Source organism: [Clostridium] citroniae WAL-17108, assembly GCF_000233455.1.
GTDB classification, from domain to species: domain Bacteria; phylum Bacillota; class Clostridia; order Lachnospirales; family Lachnospiraceae; genus Enterocloster; species Enterocloster citroniae.
In genome coordinates, this window is record NZ_JH376421.1 from 211815 (window position 1) to 235596 (window position 23782).

A 23782-nucleotide genomic window follows, 5' to 3' on the forward strand; every position below is an offset into this window, starting at 1 on the left:
CCTGTTTTCGTTTTAGATGACATGTCTTTCTTTTAAACTGCCTATTAATTGAGCAACCTGGTCCTTGGAAGTCCCATTCAGCATAACTCCGGCTCCCTTTGGTTCCGGTGTAAATGAGCGGAATACCCTTGTGGGTGATGCCTTAAGTCCTACTTTCTCCTGGGGTACATCCAGATCGCTAAATCCCCATACCTTGATATCCTTTTCAAAGGCATTATAAATTCCCTTCATAGTCATATATCTGGGTTTATTTAATTCCTTTACAGCAGTAAGCAGGCACGGCATTTTTACGCTGACAACTTCATATCCATCTTCAAGCTGCCGCTGCACGATCACCTCATTGTCTTTGATCTCAAACCCCTGTACGTATGTAACCTGAGGAATCCCAAGTTTTTCGGATATCTGCGGACCTACCTGCGCAGTGTCTCCATCAATTGCCTGGCGTCCTGCAAAAATAAGATCAAAATCCCCCACCTTCCTTAAAGCTGATGAGATGGCATTGGAGGTTGCCCATGTATCAGACCCACCGAACTCCCTTCCGCTTACAAGAACCGCCTCATCTGCTCCCATTGCCAGACATTCCCTCAGCATATCCTCTGCCTGCTGTGGTCCCATGGAAATAACAGTAACCGTCACATTTTCAAATTTATCTTTCAATTTTAACGCCTCTTCCAAGGCATTGGCATCATCCGGATTTAAAATACTCTCCACCCCATCACGGATTAATGTCCCCTTAACAGGGTCTATCTTAACTTCATTCGTATTGGGAACCTGTTTTGCACAAACTAATACTTTCATATGATCCTCCTGTCCTTATTTACTTACCAATTATATGATTTGCAATTACAACTCTCTGTATCTCGGATGTACCTTCGTAAATAGCGACAAGCCGTGCGTCCCTGTACATTCTCTCGATAGGATAATCCTTCATGTACCCATAGCCTCCATGAAGCTGCAATGCCCGGTAGGTGATATCGTTACAGAGATCTCCGCAATAATACTTGGCCATTGCGGCATTTAAAGAATAGGGCTGCCCGGCGTCCTTTAGTTCTGCCGCATGATAGACAAGCTGTCTTCCACACTCAACTTTTGTTGCCATATCCGCAATCTCAAACTGCGTATTCTGCAAACGCGCGATCGGCTTTCCAAACTGCACCCTCTCTTTTACATATTTAACCGCCTCATCCAATGCCCCCTGTGCAATCCCCAGGCCCTGTGTGGCAACCGTAATGCGGCCTGAGTCCAGTGTCTTCATACATATCTTAAATCCCTGCCCCTCCCCGCCAAGCAGGTTTTCTTTAGGCACACGTACATTTTCAAAGATCAAGTCACAGGTTGGCGAACCATGCATGCCCATCTTTTTTTCAATGGCTCCAACGGAAAAACCTTCCCAGCCGGATTCCACAATAAATGCACTGATTCCCTTTACGCCTTTGGCGTTCAGGTCCGTCTTTGCAAATACCGTTACAAAATCACAGTTCGGCCCCTGGGTTATAAAGCATTTGCGCCCATTCAGTATATAGGTATCACCATCCTTTTCTGCTGTCGTGGATATGGCTGACGTATCCGAGCCTGCTCCCGGCTCTGTAACGGCGAATGCACCCACTTTGGTTCCCTCCGCCATTGCCCGGAGATATTTTTGTTTCTGGTCCTCATTGCCGAACATCATCAGCGCTCCGCCGGACAAAGAATTGGGCATCAGTAAAGACGAGGAGCTGGCATCCACTTTTGTAAACTCCTCAGTCACTATGGTAGATGACAAGGTGTCCCCGCCGCATCCCCCATACTCCTTTGGAATTGTAATGGCATGGAATCCCGCCCGTATCACCTTCTCAACCAGTTCTTTTGGATATTCCCCTGTCTCGTCCACCTGCGCCGCAAAAGGCGCAAGTTCGTTCTCCGCAAACTCTTTTGCCAGCTTTCTGATCAATTCATGTTTTTTGCTAAGCATCTTGTTTCCTCCTTGTACAATGAATATATTGATATTAATTTTCTTTAAATATATGGGTTGGCATTTGTTTCAGGTTTTCACTGAACAGCGGGGTAAATTCCATCTGATCCAGAATATCCTTCTGGATATCAGCGCCCGGAGCGATCTCCGTAAGCAAAAGGCCTTCCCCTGTCAGTTCAAACACACACCGCTCTGTCACATAGATGATTTGTCCGCCCTGTTCCAACAATATTCTCCCGTTAAAGGAAATGCTGTCTACCTGACCTACAAACCGTCTCAGGTTTCCTTCTTTTAAAACCTTGATATGGCCTTCGCCTATTTCATATATGGGCTCCTCCCCCGGATGGAGTCCACTGGTAAAAGTAGCGGTAAATACCGCCTTGCCTGCTTTGGCGGCATGTTTCAGCAGTACATCTGGTTCCTGTATCCTTTCTTTATCTGTCTTTATATTAACATTTCCATAAGAATCAATCTGAAATACATTCATTCTTACAGCGCTTTCCTCTGTCAGCTCCATTGCCGCCCTTCTTGCAATTATATTTTCAATGCTCAACAACTCATCGAAACATATTTTCTGCATTTGCCTGACTCCCTTCTGTGCTGATTTTATACAAAACACGGCTCTACCTATAATACTAGCAATCACTATGCCAATTTTGCATTCTGTTAAATAAAAACAGAAAAACAGGCTGCAAAAAGATTTTATTTCTTTCTGCAGCCTGCTGATCCGGCATGTCTTCTTTGTGTATTTAAGGATAGAAAGGATATACTTAGATCTATTCGTTGTATATCTTTTATACAATCATTTTAGCTGATACTTTTCCAGCTTCTCATAAAAGGCACGTCTTGAAAGACCCAGTTCCGAGATTGCCATGCTTTTATTTCCATTGTTCCGCTCCAAAGCTTCCTTTATCATCCTTTTCTCAAGGTTTTCCACCGCCGGTTTCAGCTTGAGCCCATCGGATCCCGCCGTCTCCTCTGTGTAAATATCACCTCTAAGATATTGGGGAAGGTCTTTTATTTCGATCATGTTTCCGGTATGTATGATCATGGCATATTCTATTACATTCTGAAGTTCACGCACATTTCCAGGCCAGTCATATTCGGAAAGGATACAGACAGCTCCCGGTGTCAGGTCTGTATCATCCTCTCCCCCATAATACTTAATAAAATAGCGAATCAACGGCATGATGTCTTCTTTTCTCTGACGAAGAGGAGGAATCATAATGGGAATCACATGCAGCCGGTAGTACAGATCCTGACGGAATTCCTTGTTCTCGATCATCTCCTCCAGATCCCTGTTGGTAGATGCGATTACCCTGACGTCAATGGGGATCGTCTTTGTGCCTCCCACACGTTCCAGCTCACGTTCCTGCAATACGCGCAAAAGCTTTGCCTGCATGGTCAAGCTCATGTCTCCAATCTCGTCCAAAAGAATCGTACTTTTATTAGCCAGCTCAAACTTTCCTAATTTACCGCCCTTTTTAGCCCCTGTAAACGCACCGTCCTCATATCCGAAGAGTTCGCTTTCCAACAGGTTCTCTGGAATTGAGGCGCAGTTGATCTTTACCATTGGAAGATCTTTGCGGTTGCTGGCATTATGAATACATTTTGCCATTACTTCCTTTCCCACACCACTCTCACCCTGGATCAATACAGTACAGTTAGTTGGCGACACCTTTGCCGCCAGACTTAATGTCTTTTGCAGTTCTCTGTTCCGGCTGATATAAGACTGGAAGGATATAGGAAGTTCAGAGGCTTCCAGCTGTGAAGAAAGATAACGGATCATTTCTCTGGATTTTTGCAGATGTCTGGTAAGCTCGATCACCTCTGTCACATCCTTAAAGATTGCGCATCCCCCCACCTTTTCCCCTTTGCTGTTAAACAGCGGGATTGCATAACCGATGGAATCCATTTTTAAAGATTTAATATACTCAACTGCCTCAACATCCTGATCCGTCTCAATACTGCATCCCGGCCCTTCAGCCTGCTCCATTACTTTTAACAGCTTTGTGTTCGGCTCAATATCATGCAAGCTTTTTCCAAGGATCTGCTCTGCCTTGATGCCAATCCGTTCTTCATAAAACTGGTTGATATATACAATCGTACCTTCACGGTCAATTATAATGATCGCATCCTGCGCTTTTCCGAGGATATCCAGCAGAACACTCAGCTCCCATGACTTAAAATATTTTGTTGTATATAACCCGGCCTCCAGTGTCATATGTAACTCCTCTCCCCCATCGGCGCTCTCCACGAACCACCATATATTATTTAAGTATAGCTTTTTTCCGCTTCAAATTCAAGCCTGCATGTCAATCTTTTGTCAATCCCCGCCTCCCCTTCCCCTTGCCATTATCCATATCTTTGCATTAAGAAAAGCCCCAGTTGGGGGCTTTTCCTATCCTGTTTTTTATCCTATTTTGGCAGCCTTTGATCAGCGTCCAATTGTCTGTCCGCCATCCAGAACAAGGTAAGATCCTGTCATATAATTGAAACTGTCAGACGCCATGGCCAAAACCGGTCCGGCAACCTCTTCTATTGTGCCCAGACGGCGCAGAGCCGTATTCTTTGCAGACAGGTCATAAACCTTCGACCATCCGCCTGTTTCCGGATCTATAAATACATCCTCGTTTAAAGGAGTTACCACATACCCTGGACAAACAGCCGTCACAGTGATATTTTCCCTGCCCAGTTCATTTGCAAAGGTCTTTGTCAGGGATAAGGCCCCTGCCTTGGATGCCCCATAGGCCACTACTCCAGGACCTCCTACCAGACCGCCTACTGATGCAATATTAATGATCTTTCCCCCCTTTTTCCCGTTCACGGCATTTTGCTTTACCATCTGGGCCGCTGCAGCTTTATCAAACAGGAACATGCCCTTAAGGTTGATATCGACCACATGTTCAAAATTCGCTTCATTGCATTCGTCTGTAAGGATTTTAGCAGTTTTCCCGGAAATTCCTGCATTATTTACAAATACATTCAGTTCGCCAAAGGTATCAATGGTTTTAGAGATTACCATATCAATTTCCTCCTGCTTGCCGGAATCGGCAGGGATCCCAAGGCATTTTCCTCCCTTACAGTAATTCTCATTCAGATCGCATTCTGCATCTTCTACTTTTGATACAGTACGGGCAGTGATCACAACATTGGCGCCATATGCACAGAAGGCAGCGGCAATCCCAAATCCCAGACCCTGGCTTCCTCCGGTCACTATTACAGTCTTGCCCGTCATATCAAAAGACGGTATGGAAATCTTTCGGTTTGGCATAAAATCATCCTTTCTTTAAATAGACGTTTCAGTTTTCTTCTTAAATGACAGGCGTGCATAGATGATGGAGCCGAATACAGCCAAAAGGGTAACGACCCATGTATGGGATTTGCCAGGAATAAAGCTGAAAGCACCGACTTTAAGCAATACCCAGCCAATAAAGGCTAAAAACATACCGCAACAGAGCATCTTCGGCTGTCCCTTTGTCATTCGTGCCAGAAGGGCTGCATGAAGCGCAGGCAGCACATACCCCAGCGCTACAATAAGGACATTTGGCAGATAGCTAAGCAGAGCCGCTCCGCCGATACAGGCAATGCTCAGTGCCAGCAGGCAGATAGTTGCGGATACGGCGCAGGAGATCGTAACAACAATACCGCCCTCATCAGATCCCAGTTTAACACCTGCCGCATCCTGTGCAATTGCAGCCACGGGTACTTTTAAATTAGCCGTATTACCTGACAGATGGGCCATGTAAATCCCCGGTATTCCTAAGATCGGGAAATACGCAATGGGATCGGAAAACCACATGACGCCTACAACGCTGACAGTTGAAACAAGACCGATTCCCAGTTCAGTCACCCCGGGCACATATCCGAAATACCACATAACCACAGCCACAGGTACAAAGGAGATCAACACAGCATATAGATTGGTGATACGCCCCCATTTAATAACATAAGGGATAAATTCTTTTTTGTACAGACTTGTCTCTCCGTTTTTCATCATTTCCCCCTCCTCATCTAAAGAAAATAAGCGCGATAACCGGCCCTGTCAGCATAGCTATGGTGATTCCCCACTCCCGTACCCATACTGCACCTTTTTTATCTTCCAGAACATTTAAAAGCTTCATTACCACAAATCCCATCACAACACAAACCGCTCGTTTGACAGCAACGGGATTTGTCCAAACAGTTGCCCCATCCACTGTTAAATAGGAAAAATAATGGTCAAATGATAAAAAAGCAAACGCACCGGACATTGCAGCGGCAGATATAACAGGCATCAACTCCACTGTTCCGGCCAGTTTTTTTGTAATCCCATCCAATTTATCGGTAAGAAATGCTGTGGATACCAGCCAGCCCGATGCTCCAAACCACATACAGAAGAAGCTGCAGGCCAATGCATAGCCATCATACCCTTCCCCTCCTAATGTGGTTCCATAAGCTGCAGCGCCAAAACCAGCAGTTGAAAGTTCATATCCCACTGATCCGATAAATCCCAGACGAAGCCATGCAATAGCACCTCCCATTGCCAGTATCAAAGGCAAAACACCAGCTACCACTGACAGAGTCGGCCCTATGGAAGATATAGTTGAAACCTTTGCCACCTCCACAAACTGCTTTTTCGTCATTCCCATCTTAATGCCAACTGAGTATGCCTTTTTTGTAAAAATAAAGGCCTGTATAAAAACCGTGATTACCGCTATTCCACAGGTCGCCCAGACGATTGGGCTATTGGCAACTTCAAGATAACTCATCTTATTACCCTCCCACTTTTTTAGTGTATTGTTTTAGCCAGCATTCATTGACTGTATTTTTAATCAATAATCCCCTTGCCTTTTAAAGCAGCTATATCTTCTGGGGTATAATCAAGGAGTTTTGTCAGAACAGCTTCTGTGTCCTGACCCAGATACGGCGCCCCCCTCCATACCTGTCCTGGTGTTTCTGATAATTTTGGTACAAAACCGAAAGCCGTAATCTCCCGTCCAAGCGTCTGATCCTCATATTTGACCCAGTCGCCGCGCTTTTGCCAATGAGGTTCACTCATAACATCTTCACAGTCAGCGATTACTGCAACGCCTACACGCTGCTCCATCAGCAGATCTGCCGCCTCCTTTGCAGTGTGGGACATAAAGAATTCCTCAAACTTTTTGTCCAACTCCCTGCCAAGACCGCTTTCCAACGCTTCCTTGCTGCCCCCGGCCGCTTCGTAGGTATATACATTGGCATCAAAACCAAATGCCTGAATAACCTTATCAAATGCATTTTTTCCATAAGCGCCCAGATTAATGAATTTTCCATCTTTGGTTGGGAATATCCCTCCCGGCTGATAGGTAGATTGTTTAACCCCCTGCCTCTGCTTTTGGATCCTGCTTTCCGCCCACAGACAATAATTATCATCCATAACACGCATCCAGCTCTCCACCAGGGTAGCATCGATCACCTGTCCCTTTCCCGTTATTTCCCGGCTGCGAAGGGCCATTAATATGCCGTTCACTGCAAACAGGCCTGATAGATAGTCCCCCACATACTGCTGTGCATAATATGGCGGCTTATCCGGGAATCCCTGCAGCAGGCACCATCCGGATTCAGCCTGAGCCAGAGGATCATAACAGGCCCTGGACAGCTGCCTCTCCTCGCCGCCAAAAGCCTCGGTTCCGTACCCGCTCACATGGCATATGATCAGACCGGGGTTAACTTCCAACAGCAGTTCATCCGTTATTCCCAGCTTTTTTACCCAGACCATGTTTTCAATCCACACATCACAGTTCTTAATAAGGGAAAGAAAAATCTCTTTTGCCTCCTCCTTATTAAGATTTGTCTCCAGCATTACGCTAAGTTTATTTCTGGCATTCTGCATCCAGGCCCCACTAATATGACTGCCATCCTCTCCTGCAATCTGTGGTTTCTGGTGGCGTGCAGAATCGCCTCCAACCTTTGCCCGTTCCAGTGCAATCACTTCCGCACCAAAATCACTCATCATAGTCGCGGCAAAGGGAGCCGCCACCACGGATCCATTCAGCAATACCCGTATCCCGGATAACGGACCAAACTCCGGAACAAACATTGGCGCCGGTTTCTTCTTAAGCGTTTCCCATCTGTTCATGTTTTCACTCCTTTTAATTGACATTAATTTGACAATATAATATAGAGCAATTTCTCTGCCAACTTACGGTTAACCCATTTATTCTATTTTAAGCCCAAAACTCATGCTTTTGGTTAGTCTCTTGTTTTTTAACTATTTACTTTTTATACACTTCCCAAACTGTCATATATCTTTATTATACAAATTTGGCAACAGTTCAGGGCGCCCATTTTCACATCGGATGTCCTGAACTGTTACCAAAATTCCTAAATTAAAAACCCTTTCAGCCACAGCCCCAGAAACCGTCCTATGTACCTTGAAAACCATCCGATCATAAAGGCGGATATCAATGTCCCTTCCCTTACACCCTCAATCCTACCCAGGCATATCAGGGAAATGATTAAAGCCAGGACCACCATAGAGCTGTCAAACAAGATTTTGCATATGCCAAATTCCAGGCGGGTAAGCCTTTGGATACAGACTGCCACCCCTTCTCCGGGCAGCATCCCAAATTCAGACATTACCACGCCACAGACCCCGGCTGCCAGTACAAAACAGCCAAATATCAGGTACAACATCCTGAACAAATAGCTTTGTGGAACAAACCCCCCAAACATGAAACCGGTAAGGTCAATGAGTACTGCAAACACCGAGCTTAAAATAAACTGGGTCAAAAACCTGGACAGCGTATATTCCTTTTTCATTACCAGCTTCTGCATGATATAAAAGATTACATTAAAGTACATGGTACATGCCCCCAGCGATTGTCCTACTACAAAGGAAAATGCATAAGGCGCGGATGTGATAGGTGAAATTCCCAGATTACATACCTTTACTACGGTTATACCTGAAGCGTATACAAAAGAACCTGCAAAACATATGGACATTTTTTTAAATAAATTCTTCTCCATCGGATACCTCCTCTTTATTTGTACATTTAAATTTCTGCCCGGGAATTATTATCAGCAATTTAAATGCCAATGGATTTTACTGTATGTTTTCTATACATTAATTTTTATAATCATTCCATATCTATACAATCATCTTTTCATGATCCCCCATATTTCACGTTTTAAATAACTGGCACAGTTCTTGCTCTTTAAATGCATTGAAAAGGGGATACGGTTATTCCGCCCCATAAATGGTAATTTTTTAACAAGCAAATAAATTTTAAGGAGGATTTACTTTATGGCAATTGGAACTTATGAACAATATAAGGAACGGCTTCTCAAAATGAAACCCAATGTCTACCTGAACGGGAAATGTGTGGACCGTTCCAATGGCAAAGAGGGCGAGGAGAGAGACCTGGCGGACTGGATCAAGGGAGGCACCTATGTCATGAAGCAGTGCTATGACGTGGCCAACAACCCCAAGTATGAGGATGTCTGTGTGACCACATCTCATATCAATGGTGAAAGGATCAACCGCTGCACCCATATCCACCACAGCATGGATGACCTGCTGAAGAAACAGCTGATGACACGCCTGATCTGCCAGCATGTGGGCGGATGTATGCAGCGCTGTATGGGAACGGACGCCATGAACGCCCTGTACTCCGTGACATATGACTGTGATGAAGCCTGCGGCACCGAGTACCACAAGCGCCTGCTTGCCTATATTGAGTACTGCCAGAAATATGACCTGATCTGCAACTGTGCCCAGACCGATGTAAAGGGTTCCCGCAATCCAAAATACAAACGCGCCCACATGCAGCCTGATCCCGACTCCTTTGTACATGTGGTGGAGACAGACGTGGACGGCACCGGTGTGGACGGCAAACCGTGCAAGGGCATTATCGTGCGGGGTGCAAAGATCTGTAACTCCTGCGCGCCTTACGTAGATGAGATCATTGTAAACCCAACCAAGTTCATGAGCCAGGATGACAGCGACTACGCGGTTGCATTTGCCCTTCCGGCCGACTGGGACGGCGTAAAGCTGATGGCCCTTCCGGGACTGCACCACAAACGCACCCACCTGGACGCGCCCTATGCGCAGATCGGAGATGTGGAAAGCCTTACCATTTTTGACGACTGTTTTGTACCCTATGACCGCGTATTTATGTGCGGCCGCGACCACGAGGGCGTTGCCCGCTACGCAGGCTATCTGGCTCTGATGTTTGCACACTATCACCGCCATTCCTACACCGGATGTAAAACCGCCGTATCCGAGGTGATCGCTTCCCAGGCAGCCCTTGTGGCCGATGTGAACGACATTGCAAGGGAATCCCATGTACGTGAGAAGATCTGCGATATCATCCAGACAGCAGAGCTGGTATTTGCCGCAGGCGAGGCCGCCGCCCACCACGCAATGGAATTTCCGTCCGGTCAGTGGGTTCCCGATGAGGTTCTGACCAATGCCGGGCGCCGTCTGGCAGGACACAACATGTACCATGAGTATGAGACACTGGCTGACCTGACCGGCGGAGTCTGCGCATCCCTGCCCACCGAGGAGAGCTTCTTTGCCCCGGAGACAGCCGAGCTGTGCAACAAATACATCCGCCGCAACCCGGCCTACAGCGCAGAGGACACCCACCGAGTCATGCGCATGATGGAAAATAAGCTGTGCGATTCCTACGAAGCCGCCCAGGCCGTGGCAGGCGTACACGGAGGCGGTTCCCCATTAATGGAAACCATCACACTCATGAGCCGTTATGACCTGGAGGAATTGAAAAAGATCGCAAAATACCTGGCCGGTATTCCCGGTTATGAGAAATGTCCGCGCTACGAGCGCAGCGCCCACACGGCAACACCAAGGGCAATGCTTGCCAAATTTGACGCCATTTCGTCTAAAAAAGTAAATAAATAAAAAAAGGAAATAAAAAGAAAAGGAAGGTATAAGCCATGGCAATCGGTACATATGAACAGTATAAAGAGCGTCTCCTGAAAATGAAACCCAATGTATATCTCAACGGAACATGCGTGGACCGTTCCAATGGAAAGGAAGGTCCGGAACGTGATCTGGCCGACTGGATCAAGGGCGGCACCTATGTAATGAAGCAGTGTTATGATGTGGCCAATGATCCCGACTATGCGGATGTATGCATCACCACCTCCCACATAACCGGGGAAAAGATCAACCGATGCACCCATATCCACCACAGCCAGGAGGATCTGTTAAAAAAGCAGCTGATGACGCGTCTGATCTGCCACCGCGTGGGCGGATGCATGCAGCGCTGTATGGGAACGGACGCCATGAACGCCCTGTTCTCCGTCACCTATGACTGTGACCAGGCATGCGGCACCGAGTACCATCAACGACTGTTAAACTATATTGAATACTGCCAGAAATACGACCTGATCTGCAACTGTGCCCAGACCGATGTAAAGGGCTCCCGCAATCCAAAATACAAACGCGCCTACATGCAGCCGGATCCTGATTCCTTTGTACATGTGGTGGATACGGATGTGGACGGCATTGGAGTGGACGGAAAACCTTGTAAGGGTATTATCGTCCGCGGCGCAAAGATCTGTAACTCCAATGCCCCCTACGTGGATGAGATCATTGTTAACCCGACCAAATTCATGGGACCGGATGATGCGGACTATGCGGTTGCATTTGCCCTTCCCGGAGACTGGGACGGCGTGAAGCTTATGGCCCTTCCGGGACTTCACCACAAACGCACCCACCTGGAAGCTCCCTTTGCAAAGATCGGCGATGTGGAAAGCCTTACCATCTTTGATGACTGCTTTGTACCCTATGACCGCGTATTTATGTGCGGCCGCGACAATGAGGGAGTACCGCGCTACGCAGGCTATCTGGCGCTGATGTTTGCACACTACCACCGCCATTCCTACACCGGATGCAAGACTGCTGTTTCCGAAGTGATCGCTTCCCAGGCAGCTCTTGTAGCCGATGTGAACGACATTGCAAGAGAATCCCACGTACGCGAAAAACTCTGCGATATCATCCAGACAGCAGAGCTGGTATTTGCCGCAGGAGAAGCCTCCGCTTACCACGCGACCCGGTTCCCCTCCGGACAGTGGGTGCCGGATGAGGTTCTGACCAATGCGGGGCGCCGACTGGCGGGACACAACATTTACCATGAGTATGAGACACTGGCCGACCTGACCGGAGGCGTCTGCGCATCCCTGCCCACCGAGGAAAGCTTCTTTGCACCGGAGACAGCCGAGCTGTGCAACAAATACATCCGCCGCAATCCTGCCTACAGCGCAGAGGACACCCACCGCGTTATGCGTATGATGGAAAATAAGCTCTGCGATTCCTACGAGGCCGCACAGGCCGTGGCCGGGGTTCACGGCGGTGGATCCCCGCTGATGGAGACCATCACCATGATGAGCCGTTACGACCTGGAAGAGTTAAAAAAGATCGCAAAATACCTGGCAGGCATCCCGGGATACGAGGAGTGCCCGAGATATGAGCGAAGCGCCCACACAGCCACTCCGCGGGCCATGCTGGCAAAATTCGATGCTATGGCTGCCGCGAAAAAAGAAACAAAGTAAAAATCCGAACAAAACGCAGCAGAGGAAGCTAGGCAATAGAAACTGAGTAGGGGATAAACCATGGATGAAGAACTAAAAAAAGACATAGAAGCTGTTTTAAACTTGTTTGTACGGCCCCAGCTATCTAATCACGGCGGCGGACTGGAGGTCATTGACCTGGACCAGGACGGCATACTATGGATCGAAATGCAGGGCGAATGCGCGGGATGCCCGTCAGCCGATGAAACTGCCAAGAGCCTGGTTCAAAAGGAACTGGTAACCCGCATTCCACAGATCCGGGGAGTGGAAATCGACTCCGGGATCAGCGGTGAGATCATTGAGGAGGCCATGAAGCTTTTCACCCATGGCACAGACGGCCGTACAAATAAGAACCATAAAAGTTAAAACAATTACAATGATGTGATTTCTTCATTATCACTTAAGAACCGTTTTGTTTTAAAACCGGCAAAACCCCTGTATCCTGATTCCACAGGACAAGGGGTTTTGTCATCTCTTAAGGGAACGTTTCTTTGATGAGAATTTCCCGGAGAAAAGATTCCTGGAGGACAATTTGATGAAAACAAAAATAACAGAGATGCTTCACATTAAACACCCCATCATCCAGGGCGGAATGCAAAATATCGCATATCCCGTCCTTGCCGCGGCCGTCTCCAACGCAGGAGGCCTGGGCACCATCAACGCCACCAATTACAAGACCCCGGATTCCTTCCATAAGGCCATCCGGGAGATGAAGCAGCTCACGGACAAACCCTTCTGTGTCAACATAAGCATTCTGCCTGACCTGGATGCCGGGGATCATGTGCGGCAGTTCATCCACATCTGCGGCATGGAACAGGTAGCGGCAATCGAGACAGCCGGCACAAAGCCGGACAAACTGGTCCCCCTCATCCATGGTGCCGGCATCATCCATATCCATAAGGTTCCCGCGGCCCGCTACGGAGTCAGCGCCCAATCCTGCGGAGTGGATGCCGTAACCGCGGTGGGCTATGAATGCGGCGGCCATCCCGGCATGGACGGCATTGGAACTATGGTCCTGGCCAACGAAGCCTCCCGGAGCCTGCATATTCCCGTGATCGCGGGCGGCGGGATCGTGGACGGGCGGGGCATTGCAGCCGCCCTTGCCCTGGGGGCTGAAGCCGTTGTCATGGGAACCCGTTTCCTGGCTACCACTGAAGCGCCCATCAGCCAAAACCACAAAGAATGGATTACCCATTCCACGGAGACCAGCACCATCCTGATCCAAAAAAGTATCCGCAACATGATGCGCGCCGCAGACAACAACGCCGCCCGCACATGCCTTGACATGGAGGATCAGGGTGCTTCCCTGCAGGAACTCATGTCCGTGATATCCGGCGCCAAAGGCAAAGAAGCGTACAAGACCGGCAGGCTGGAGGACGGAATATTCCCCATAGGGATGGGATGCTGCCTGATCCGGGATATAAAACCAGTGGGTGAGGTAATGAAGGAACTGGTGGAAGAAATGGGGCATGCGCTCGGGTCCGTGGCGGAGCGGATGTAGGGTGGAAAATCTAAGGCCGCGGGATTTTGCTAAAAAGACGAAACGTGCCAAAACTCCCTTTGCTCAAACAATGGCACGTTTCACCTTAACGCAAAATCCCGGCAGCCTAAAATTCTCAGTCCCTGCAAATGCAAACCGTCTTCTCGGTTCTATCAGACTCCGCTGCTCTCTATGGGCTTAAACACCCTGGCCCTGGCCGGATCTTCCTCCTCCATGGACGCTTTTGCCGCTGCCATGGCCTCCCGGCAGAACTGCTCCTGGGAGTTGACCAGCACTTTGCCGCGTTTGTCCTCTTTTTCATAGGTACCGTCAGGCTGCAGGATATGCGCTTTTACATTGTCCTCCAGCTCCAGTTCCAGGATATGGATAACATTTTCACGTAATTCCTCGTTTTCCACCGGGAACATGATCTCCACACGGCGGTCCAGGTTCCTGGGCATCCAGTCGGCGCTGCCCATGTATACCTCAGGGCTTCCATCGTTAAGGAAATAGAAGATCCTGCTGTGTTCCAGGAAGTTGCCCACAATGGAGCGGACCGATATATTCTCACTTAAGCCCGGTACGCCTGCTTTCAGACAGCAGATGCCCCTGATGATCATCTCGATCTTGACGCCGGCGCAGGATGCCTCGTACAATGCGGTTATGATCTCCTTGTCGCAAAGGGAGTTCATCTTTGCCATGATGTGGGCCGGACGTCCCTCCCTGGCATGGTCGGCCTCCCTGCGTATCATTCGCAGGAACCGTGCCCGAAGCCACAGGGGGGCCACCGAAAGCTTATTCCAGGCCAATGGCTCAGAATAACCTGACAGCATGTTAAACACAGCGGTTGCATCCTCCCCGATCTGCGGGTCGCAGGTGAGGATACCGCAGTCAGTATACAGCTTGGCTGTGGAGTCATTGTAATTCCCCGTACCCAGATGGACGTAGCGCCGGATCCCCTCATCTTCCATCCTGACCACCAGGGTTATCTTGCTGTGGGTCTTAAGGCCCACCAGCCCGTAGATCACATGACAGCCTGCTTTCTCCAGCATCTTGGCCCAGTTAATGTTGTTCTCCTCATCAAAACGCGCCTTCAGCTCCACCAGGACCGAAACCTGCTTTCCATTATCCGCCGCCTCTGCAAGGGCGGCAATAATGGGCGAATTGCCGCTGACACGGTACAGGGTCTGCTTGATGGCCAGAACCTCGGGATCCCTGGCAGCGCTTCGCACAAAGCCCACCACCGGGTCAAAACTCTGATATGGATGGTGAAGGAGGATATCTCCTTTTCTTATGTTGGTAAATATATCGTCATCATTCATCAGCGCAGGAACCGGCTGGGGAATATATCTGGGGGCTTTAAAATGCTCAAAACCATCCAGCCCGTACATTTTCATAAGGAAGGTGAGATCCAGGGGGCCGTTGATTCCAAATATATCCTGATTGCTGATGGACAGTTCCTTTTTGAGGATCTTCAGAAGCCTTTTATCCACATTGTCCTCTATCTCCAGACGGATCGCTTCGCCCCATTGGCGCTTTTTCAGCTGTTTCTGGATCTCCTCCAAAAGGTCCACCGCCTCTTCCTCGTCAATGGTGAGATCCGCATTCCTCATAATACGGAATGGATGGGATACCACAATGCCGTAATTGAGGAAAAGGGCGGGCATGTTCCGCTCAATAATCTCCTCCAGAAGAATGACCACCCGCTGCTCCTTTCCGTCCCCATCCACCTTTCGCGGAAGTTCCACGATCCGTGGGATAACGGAAGGCACCTGGACCATTGCAAACTCCAGTTCCTCTTCTGTCTGTTCCGCTTTTTTCTTTCTCAGAAGCGCCGCGATGTTAAGGGTCTTGTTGCGGATCAGGGGAAACGGCCTGGACGAATCAAACGCCATGGGAGTCAGTACCGGGTACACATTCTTTTTAAAGTATTCGTCTGCAAATGCAGCCTCATCCTCTGAGAGTTCCTCATGCTCTGTAATCACCCGGAGGCCGTTGGCCTTGAGAGTGGGAAGCAGGGAACGGTTGTAGGTAGAATATTGCATATCCACCAGCTGATGTGTCTTTTCGCTGATCTGGTCCAGCTGTTCCTGGGGAGTCAGGCCCGCAATGTCCGGTTTTGTGTATTTTGCATGGACCATGTCCTTTAAGGAAGCCACCCGGACCATATAGAATTCGTCCAGGTTCGAGGCTGTGATACTCAGGAATTTAAGGCGCTCGAACAAAGGCAGTGTCTTATCCCTGGCCTCGCTGAGCACCCTGTAGTTAAACTCCAGCCAGCTCAGTTCACGGTTTACATAATTATTGGAATCCGCCGCAAAATCCACCGCAGCGGTCTCAGGTACGGCTGTTTTTGTTTTGGCTGCCTTTGGCTTTCCGGTCTGCTGTTTTCCGGCAGACTGCTTTCCACTCTGCTGTTTTCCAACTGATTCTGCCATAATTACATCCTCCTCTTCTGCTTTAACACAGGTCTTACGCCGAATATCTCTTCAAAGAAATCTGCTTTCTGGTCAAAGGAGGATGTCTCCAGTGCCATATCCCCCGTATATCCCGTTGTAATCACCAGTTCATTGTCCCTTACAGCCATGCGGCAGTCCGCCAGCTTTGCCCTGTGGCTTCTGTCCATGGAATTGGCCAGCCGCAGGATGGCTGTAAGCTTGGCGATCAGGATGGTGATGGAGCTGCGGCTGTAGCCCGGAACATTTTCCTGAAGGAGCTGTGTCTCCAGCTGAACCTTGTCATAGTCAAAGTCCCTGATATTGTAACGGACCACATTGGCAATGATCTCCCGCTCCAGATGGCTGAGGCCGATGATCTCCGTGGACATGATAATATTATAGGAACACTCATTGGAATTTCTGATACTGATGAATTTGCCGCATGCGTGAAGCAGGACCGCGATCTGAAGGAGCAGACGCTCACGGCTGCCAAGGCCATGGTATTTTTTCATGCTGTCAAAGATTCCAAGGGCATATTGTTCCAGCACCTGGTTATGGCTGGTGTGGCACTTGTAGCGCTTGGCCATGTTCCTGGACGCTGCCAGGATATCATTTTCAAAATTATGGCTGAACTTCACCAGCTTGTTGTCCTGGGCATATTCCGCCGCAATCCCGTCACACAGGCGGATACCTGGCACCCAGAACATCTCGGCTCCGGTCAGTTCCAGAATGCGTTTGTACACTACCACACTTGGAAGAAGAAGGGAGGCATACTCACTGTTTACACCGAACTTTTCCTCTATCTGATCCGTGGTCAGCTGGCACAGCCTGTCATAAAACCGGTTCATGGCGGCAGCATCAATCTTATCCCCATATGCCTTCAAGTCCATACGGTTGATAATATAGAGGATATTCTCTCCGATTCCGATCAGATTATTGATCTCCCTGTCCTTCAGGTACATTTTGCGGAAGGTAAAGAGCTCATTGTCCACAATCTCCTCTATCTGCTCCCGGTGTTCGCTGACAGTGGCAGGGATCTTAGCCAGAAGGCTTCGGACGCGCAGGGTGCCCAGGGGCAGGTTCTGGGTGGTGACAAGGGCGTCTTTGTCAAACAGGGACAGCTGGGCGCTGCCAAAGCCAACGTCCACAATGGCCGTCCCCTTTTGGATCACTTTATTAAATTCACCTGCCATGGCGGCAATGGCCTTGTAACTGATGAAGCGCTGCTCTGAATTGCTGATGATGCGCACATTCAGCCCTGTCCTGACCCTGATCTGTTCCAGTATGATCTGATTGTTGCGGGCCTCCCTCATGGCGCTGGTCGCATAAGCCCTGTAATCCTTTACCCGATAGGTCTTCATGATCTGGACAAACTCTCCCAGGACCTGGCACATCTCCTCCACCAGGCCATAGCTGATCTTGCCTTCGCTGTACGTATCCTTTCCCAAAGCAATTACGTGCCGGATGTGGTCAACACGCCGGATTCCCGTCTTGTACGACATCTCGTAAATACCCATCTCCAGCTCAAACGAGCCCACATCAATTGCTGCAAATGTCCGAATAGCCACCTTTATCACTCCTTTTGACCGCTATTATAAACGGGTCCGCCTGCTTTTACATGTAATTTCAGTAAATCCCATGTAAAATCCCTGTAAAGTCAGTACTAATCCATACGCTGCCGCCCCAAAAGATGGGTTATGAACTGAGAGGCCGTGCGTCCCGACAGACCGCCGTGGCTCAGTTCCCACTTGTTGGCTTCCCTGTACAGCTCATCCTCCGGCATATCCAGATGGCAGCGGTCTGCCAGCGCTTTCACAATTGTCTCAAACTGCCGCTTGTCCGGTGAACCAAAGTAAATAGTTACCCCAAACCGGGATGCAAGGGACAGCTTTTCCTGCACCGTGTCATTGTTGTGCAGCTCATCATCCAGCTCCCTCTTATCGCTGAATTTTTCCCGGATCAGATGGCGCCGGTTGGAGGTAGCGTATATCAGCACATTGTCTGGCCGCTTTCCAAGCCCTCCCTCCAGAATGGCCTTCAGATACTTGTATTCCAGCTCATAATCCTCAAAAGAGAGGTCGTCCATATAGATAATGAACTTATAGTTTCTGTCCTTGATCTGCTCCAGCACATCTGACAACGCCTTAAACTGGTGCTTGTATACCTCAATGATACGCAGTCCTCTGGAGTAATATTCATTGAGCACTGCCTTGACGCTGGAAGACTTGCCCGTGCCTGCGTCTCCGAACAGGAGCACATTGTTGGCTTCCCTTCCCTCCACAAATGCCTCCGTGTTCTCGATCAGCTTTTGTTTCTGGAGTTCGTACCCCACAATGTCTTTAAAATATACATGTTCCACATTGATGATAGGGTCGATCAGTACGGTCTGCCCCTCATCCTTTTCCACAATGCGGAACGCCTTGTTCAGTCCGAATTTCCCCACGCCGAATTCCCTGTAAAACTCCGATACATGGCTCTGGAACTCCTCCACATCCCCGGACTCCTCCAGCTGGACGGCCAGGTTCACAATACGGTCCCTGATACGCTTATTAAACACCCGGCTGCCCTTTCCCGCGGGCCTGTAGGCGGAGAGCTGTCTCCACATCCCGGACGGTTCAAGCTTTAATATGTCGTAGTCAAACAGAGCCTTAAAAATACCGAAATCCTCCCTGGCCAGCTCATCCAGGGAACCGCCTGCCGCCCCTGTGATCTCGCAGGTGGTGGTATAGGCATTTTCATTGTTAGCCAGGCAGAATGCCAGAAAACAATGCCACAGATTTCCCTCAAAGCCGTAATTCACGGCCAGTTCGACCAGCCTTCCCCCGCAGTGGAATGCATCCGGCTTTTCCTCACGGGAAGCGTATCCCATAAGGCATGCCATCTCTTCAAACAGTTCCTGGTGCTCCAGGTTCCTGTATATAACCAGTTCATTGATATCCATTTGTCCAAGCCTCCCTGTATGCCCAAATCCCAACGGACTGTACCATTGGTAAAATACTAATAATTTCCCAGGATCCGCATGCTCACGGCTTCCTCCGAGATTCCCTTTAACGCGTTCTGTATGGATGCATCGCCAAGACATCCTTCCACATCCACAAAGAACCGGTACTCCCAGCTGCGTCCCACAATGGGACGGGACTCGATCATGAGCATGTTCACATCATTATAGATAAAGTTGCCCAGCATGTTGTAAAGAGATCCGCTTTTATGTAAACCTTCAAAACAGATACTCACCTTACCGGCGCCTTTCCTGTACACGGGATGCCTGGACAGGATGATAAACCTGGTGGTATTATCCTTGTCATGGTTGATCGCCCGCTTCAGGACCTGAAGTCCGTAGATCCTGCCCGCCGTCTCGCTGGCCACGGCCGCCTGGGAAATATCCTGGTCCTCCAGCACTTTTTTTGCAGCCCCGGCTGTATTCTCCACACTGAACTGAGTCCACTGCCGGTTGGCATTCAGGTACGGGGAACACTGCATCAATCCCTGGGGATGGGAATACACCCGCTTAATATCTGAAAGCCGGGCCCCCTTAAGCCCCAGCAGGGCATGGGTGACGGAGACTTCCGTCTCGCCCACGATGTACAGATTGTGTCTCACAAGATTGTCATAATTGTCGCTGACAGCCCCGGCCGAGGAGTTCTCTATGGGAAGCACGGCGTAATCCGCCCTGCCTTCCTCCACCTCCACCATGGCGTCCTCAAAGATCGCCACATGGTACATATCCGCATCCTCGCCAAAAAACTGTATGGCAGCCCCATGGCTGTAGGCGCCCTCCACACCCTGGTAAACGATCCTGACACCCTCCCGCTTCAGTTCATCCACCATGGTAAAACCCGTATCCAATCCAAGTCCGTGCCGTGCCAAAAGCCCATACTGGTACTTGCGGCTTATGGTCATAAGCTGTGTGAACAGTTCATACATGCTCTGCCTGTTAAAATCCCCCTGGACCATGTCCATGACTGACTGAAGCTTCTGTTTTTCCCGCTCCCCGTCATAGACCGGTTTGCCGGTCCCGATTTTAAACTCCGCCACATCCCCGCACAGCTTCATCCTCTGCTCAATTAATTTTACCAGCTGTTGGTCGATCTCATCCAGCTGTCCCCTGATCTCCTGTAAATCCAGATTTTCCATGGTCCTTCTATACTCCTGTTCTATCTTTCGGTTCTGTCTTTCGGTTCTATCTTTTGGTTCTGTCTTTTGGTGATATTTTTCGGTTTAGGCTTTTTTATCCCCTAAGTCCTGCGCCTGATTCATTTCCCTCAACATACCGGAAATAATATTCCTTGTATAAGATCCCGGGAACTTGCGGCCCTCAGGCGGAAGCTCCTTGATATAAATAGGCTCTCCATACCGTATGATCACATGGCTCGGCTTGATCAGGGGCAAATGCTGCTCGAAAATAGGGGCCGTCCCTGTAATGGCCACGGGAATCACCGGGCATCCGCTCTTTTGCGCGATCTTCAGGCTGCCTTCATGAAAGGGCAGCAGCTCTGTCATATCCTCATTCTCATTGCGCGTCCCCTCCGGGAAGATCCAGATGGAAATGCCTGACTTTACCTTATCAATGCCCTCCAGGATCGTCTTTAACCCTTCCTTGATGTCCACCCGGTCCAGGAACAGGCAGTTCACCTTGTGCATCCAGTCCCGCAAAAGGGGCGCCTTCAGCATCTCCTTCTTGGCCACAAACCCCGTAAGCCCCGGAACAGTCACATACCCGATCAGTATATCAAAATAGCTTCTGTGGTTTCCCACGTACAAGACAGCCCGGTCCCTGGGTATATTCTCCAATCCCTGAACCTCATATGTAACCCCTGCCAGCTTTAATATAAAGCGGAACACCCCCTGCACCGTGTGCAGACTTTTGGCCTGAACCTGCCCCGGGTTCCTTTTTTCCTGTATTCCCAGCACCACCAGCATGGGTATGCTGAAAATAAGGAACAGCACCACGGTCAGTGCCACCAAAATTATCCGTATCATTCCCGTTCTCCTTTGATTTATGCAGATATTTATTTCAATCGCAACAGTTCAGGACGGCGGGAAAATGGGTGCAAAAGCGGGCGTTAAGCTTGCTTATAAGTCCGTTTTTGCACCCATTTTCATATCGGATGTCCTGAACAGTTACTTTCAGTCTATTATATAAAAAGAGCGGATTAAATACAATACCCTGCATCCAGGTTTGACATTTAATATCCACTCTTTTTACGTGTCAGATACTCAAATAAAAGCCCTGTTCCAAACCACAGGGGGGCAAACTTCAGACGGATGACCCCGCCCACATTATCCGGCCACAGAGAGTAATCCCATGGACAGATTCCCAGGCTTGTAAGCCAGATCCCTGTAATATATTCCGCAATGAATATGAGGACCATATAGATCAGCCCATGGCGTACAGCCCGGGCCAGGCGGGAGATCCGGTCCGCTCCCGCATCCTCAAAGCCCGGCAGCCCGGCCAGCCAGCTGTCTATCAAGCGGCTGATGGGAAACAAAAGCGCCCCCATCCCATAGATCGGAAACATGATCAGGGAGGTGCGTCCCATAAGTCTCCAGTCGCCTGCCATAATGGAGTCCACCGAGGTGAACATCACCTCCAGGCACCATCCGGCTATACCGCACCGGCAAAAGTTCAACAGCAGCTCTGTTATTCTGTTTGTTTGATGGGTTGATTCTGTCTGTGCTCTCATAGACATTAGTATGAAAGTCCTGCCATTGTTTTATTCGCACAGTGGTATTTTTCCAGAACTTTCCCAAATCAGTGAACCCCTCTGCAATCCGCCGGCGGCTTCATCCCCGAAGCGGCTTGATGGACGGATCCTTTTTTACAGCAGTGGTGAAAGCAGGCGGCTGCACTGCTCCTTCACACGTATCCAAAGGCTTCTGTCCATGTAATCCTCCTTGGTGATCTCACAGCAGTGGGGAAGGTCATTCATAAATGCCTCCTCCAGTTCCCCGGTCACTTCCTCATCATAGATAGTGGCATTGACCTCAAAATTCAGTTCAAAACTCCGGATATCCATATTGGCCGTGCCGTAGCAGCTGACCCTTCCGTCTATGGTAATACCCTTGGAATGGAGGAATCCGTTCTCATATATATACACCCTGGCTCCGTAATCCAGAAGTTCTCCCGCATAGGAGCAGGTGGCCCAGTATACAAAGGGGTGGTCCGGCTTGCAGGGAATCATAAGCCTTACATCCACGCCGGACAGGGCTGCTATCTTAAGGGCTGAGAATATGGCATCATCCGGAATAAAATAGGGTGTCTGGATATAGATATTGTGTTTTGCCTTGTGGAACAGCTCCAGATAGTTATTTCTGATGTGAGGTTCCCTGGTATCAGGCCCGCTGGTGATGATCTGCATGGCCACCAGCTCATTGACCCGTTCAGGGTCCGGCCATATGGGGGACATCCTTCCATTTAAGCACCGGGTCACATACTGGGAATCATCACCAAAATACCGGACCTCCTTAAACAGGTTCTCCCCTGTGGCGTAATTCCAGTCCAGGGCAAACCGTATCTGCAAACTGATGGCAGCTTCCCCCATGATCTCCAGATGGGTGTCCCGCCAATAGCCGAATTTAGGGTCCTTTGAAATATACTCCCGTCCCACGTTAAACCCACCCACAAACCCGGTACAGCCGTCAATGACAACGATTTTCCTGTGGTTACGGTAATTCACACGCAGGTTCAGCCATCCCAGAAAGGGGGGAAAGAATACCCCGATCTTGATTCCCGCTTCCTTCATCTGTTCCCAGCGTTTTCCGGGCATAAACCTTCCGCCCATTCCGTCACACAGGATCCTTACCTCCACGCCCTCCTTCACCTTTTCCAGAAGGATCGGCACAATGGAATCAAACAGCTCATCATTTTTAATGATATAGTACTGGATATGGATAAACCTGCGGGCCTGGCGCAGTTCATTCCTCAATGCCTCAAACTTCTCCTGCCCGTCCGTATAGACCTTTACCTTATTGTTCACAGTCAGGACAGAGCCTGATGTCTCCAGATTGTAGAGGATCAGGCTCTTATAATCCCTGGACATGGGATCCATCAGTTCCTCCGGCATATCGTCAGCCAGAAATATTTCCTCCTGGCTTTTAATAGGCAGGTTCAGCCGGTCGCTGATCTCCTTTACCCTGAACATCCTGCTCTTTTTTAAATCCTGCCCAAACAAAAGGTAGAATACGATTCCGAACACCGGGAGGAAATTCAGGGCCAGAAGCCAGGTCCACACCACTTTGGGGTCGCGCCTCTGAAAAAATATAATGACGATTGAAAATAAAAGGTTAATGTATAACAGATGTTCCAGCAGCCACCCCCATACACTGATAACCGAATCCAAGACTAATTCCATCCTT

General features: G+C 49.2%; 20 protein-coding genes. 4 read left to right on the forward strand and 16 right to left on the reverse strand.

Annotated elements, in window-relative coordinates; genetic code table 11:
* Nucleotides 1–12 precede the first annotated feature (12 nt).
* From etfB to HMPREF9469_RS11010, 9 genes are all read right to left on the reverse strand, one after another.
* Entirely contained in the window at nucleotides 13–798 is a 786-nt protein-coding gene (gene etfB, locus HMPREF9469_RS10970; protein WP_007861918.1) for an electron transfer flavoprotein subunit beta, read from the reverse strand.
* Between the two features lie 19 nt (nucleotides 799–817).
* Nucleotides 818–1951, reverse strand: a complete 1134-nt coding sequence (locus tag HMPREF9469_RS10975) for an acyl-CoA dehydrogenase family protein (RefSeq protein WP_007861920.1) — start codon at nucleotides 1949–1951, stop codon at nucleotides 818–820.
* A 34-nt stretch (nucleotides 1952–1985) separates the two neighbouring features.
* A complete protein-coding gene (locus HMPREF9469_RS32615) occupies nucleotides 1986–2531 on the reverse strand; it encodes a hypothetical protein (protein ID WP_007861922.1) in 546 nt (181 codons plus the stop codon).
* 222 nt (nucleotides 2532–2753) lie between these two features.
* A complete protein-coding gene (locus HMPREF9469_RS10985; RefSeq protein ID WP_007861924.1) occupies nucleotides 2754–4175 on the reverse strand; it encodes a sigma-54 interaction domain-containing protein in 1422 nt (473 codons plus the stop codon).
* Between the two features lie 213 nt (nucleotides 4176–4388).
* The gene (locus HMPREF9469_RS10990) at nucleotides 4389–5225 is read right to left on the reverse strand and encodes an SDR family NAD(P)-dependent oxidoreductase (protein ID WP_007861926.1); all 837 of its coding nucleotides are present in this window, start codon (nucleotides 5223–5225) and stop codon (nucleotides 4389–4391) included.
* A gap of 15 nt (nucleotides 5226–5240) precedes the next feature.
* Nucleotides 5241–5951: a hypothetical protein gene (locus HMPREF9469_RS10995; RefSeq protein WP_007861928.1), complete on the reverse strand. Its 711-nt coding sequence runs from the start codon at nucleotides 5949–5951 to the stop codon at nucleotides 5241–5243.
* A 10-nt stretch (nucleotides 5952–5961) separates the two neighbouring features.
* Nucleotides 5962–6702: a DUF5058 family protein gene (locus tag HMPREF9469_RS11000; protein WP_007861929.1), complete on the reverse strand. Its 741-nt coding sequence runs from the start codon at nucleotides 6700–6702 to the stop codon at nucleotides 5962–5964.
* A gap of 59 nt (nucleotides 6703–6761) precedes the next feature.
* Nucleotides 6762–8051, reverse strand: coding sequence for a CoA transferase (locus HMPREF9469_RS11005; RefSeq protein WP_007861931.1), 1290 nt, complete (start codon nucleotides 8049–8051; stop codon nucleotides 6762–6764).
* A 245-nt stretch (nucleotides 8052–8296) separates the two neighbouring features.
* The gene (locus tag HMPREF9469_RS11010) at nucleotides 8297–8941 is read right to left on the reverse strand and encodes a YczE/YyaS/YitT family protein (RefSeq protein WP_007861933.1); all 645 of its coding nucleotides are present in this window, start codon (nucleotides 8939–8941) and stop codon (nucleotides 8297–8299) included.
* 277 nt (nucleotides 8942–9218) lie between these two features.
* Here HMPREF9469_RS11010 and HMPREF9469_RS11015 point away from each other — a divergent pair, with 277 nt between their 5' ends.
* The 4 genes from HMPREF9469_RS11015 to HMPREF9469_RS11030 all read left to right on the forward strand — a co-directional run bounded on the left by HMPREF9469_RS11015 (nucleotide 9219) and on the right by HMPREF9469_RS11030 (nucleotide 14009).
* Complete coding sequence (locus HMPREF9469_RS11015; RefSeq protein WP_007861935.1) at nucleotides 9219–10835, forward strand: 4-hydroxyphenylacetate 3-hydroxylase N-terminal domain-containing protein; 1617 nt, start codon at nucleotides 9219–9221, stop codon at nucleotides 10833–10835.
* Nucleotides 10836–10870: 35 nt separating this feature from the next.
* Nucleotides 10871–12490, forward strand: a complete 1620-nt coding sequence (locus HMPREF9469_RS11020; protein WP_007861937.1) for a 4-hydroxyphenylacetate 3-hydroxylase family protein — start codon at nucleotides 10871–10873, stop codon at nucleotides 12488–12490.
* Nucleotides 12491–12550: 60 nt separating this feature from the next.
* Nucleotides 12551–12874 carry a NifU family protein gene (locus HMPREF9469_RS11025; RefSeq protein WP_007861938.1) on the forward strand — a complete coding sequence of 108 codons (324 nt, stop codon included), beginning with the start codon at nucleotides 12551–12553 and terminating at the stop codon, nucleotides 12872–12874.
* A 169-nt stretch (nucleotides 12875–13043) separates the two neighbouring features.
* On the forward strand, nucleotides 13044–14009 hold the full coding sequence (locus HMPREF9469_RS11030; RefSeq protein WP_007861940.1) for an NAD(P)H-dependent flavin oxidoreductase: 966 nt from the start codon (nucleotides 13044–13046) through the stop codon (nucleotides 14007–14009).
* A gap of 152 nt (nucleotides 14010–14161) precedes the next feature.
* Here the strand turns inward: HMPREF9469_RS11030 and HMPREF9469_RS11035 are convergent, their stop codons facing one another.
* The 7 genes from HMPREF9469_RS11035 to cls form a co-directional block, all read right to left on the reverse strand.
* Nucleotides 14162–16426 (reverse strand): RNA degradosome polyphosphate kinase, encoded by a 2265-nt coding sequence (locus HMPREF9469_RS11035; RefSeq protein WP_007861942.1) that lies wholly within the window; start codon nucleotides 16424–16426, stop codon nucleotides 14162–14164.
* A 2-nt stretch (nucleotides 16427–16428) separates the two neighbouring features.
* Nucleotides 16429–17994: a Ppx/GppA phosphatase family protein gene (locus HMPREF9469_RS11040; protein WP_007861944.1), complete on the reverse strand. Its 1566-nt coding sequence runs from the start codon at nucleotides 17992–17994 to the stop codon at nucleotides 16429–16431.
* A gap of 95 nt (nucleotides 17995–18089) precedes the next feature.
* Entirely contained in the window at nucleotides 18090–19367 is a 1278-nt protein-coding gene (locus tag HMPREF9469_RS11045; RefSeq protein WP_007861945.1) for an ATP-binding protein, read from the reverse strand.
* Nucleotides 19368–19423: 56 nt separating this feature from the next.
* Entirely contained in the window at nucleotides 19424–20560 is a 1137-nt protein-coding gene (locus HMPREF9469_RS11050) for a bifunctional chorismate mutase/prephenate dehydratase (protein ID WP_007861948.1), read from the reverse strand.
* A gap of 84 nt (nucleotides 20561–20644) precedes the next feature.
* Nucleotides 20645–21406 (reverse strand): lysophospholipid acyltransferase family protein, encoded by a 762-nt coding sequence (locus HMPREF9469_RS11055; RefSeq protein ID WP_007861949.1) that lies wholly within the window; start codon nucleotides 21404–21406, stop codon nucleotides 20645–20647.
* Nucleotides 21407–21612: 206 nt separating this feature from the next.
* On the reverse strand, nucleotides 21613–22116 hold the full coding sequence (locus tag HMPREF9469_RS11060; protein WP_007861951.1) for a putative ABC transporter permease: 504 nt from the start codon (nucleotides 22114–22116) through the stop codon (nucleotides 21613–21615).
* A 129-nt stretch (nucleotides 22117–22245) separates the two neighbouring features.
* Nucleotides 22246–23778, reverse strand: a complete 1533-nt coding sequence (gene cls, locus HMPREF9469_RS11065) for a cardiolipin synthase (protein ID WP_007861953.1) — start codon at nucleotides 23776–23778, stop codon at nucleotides 22246–22248.
* Between the last annotated feature and the right edge of the window lie 4 nt (nucleotides 23779–23782).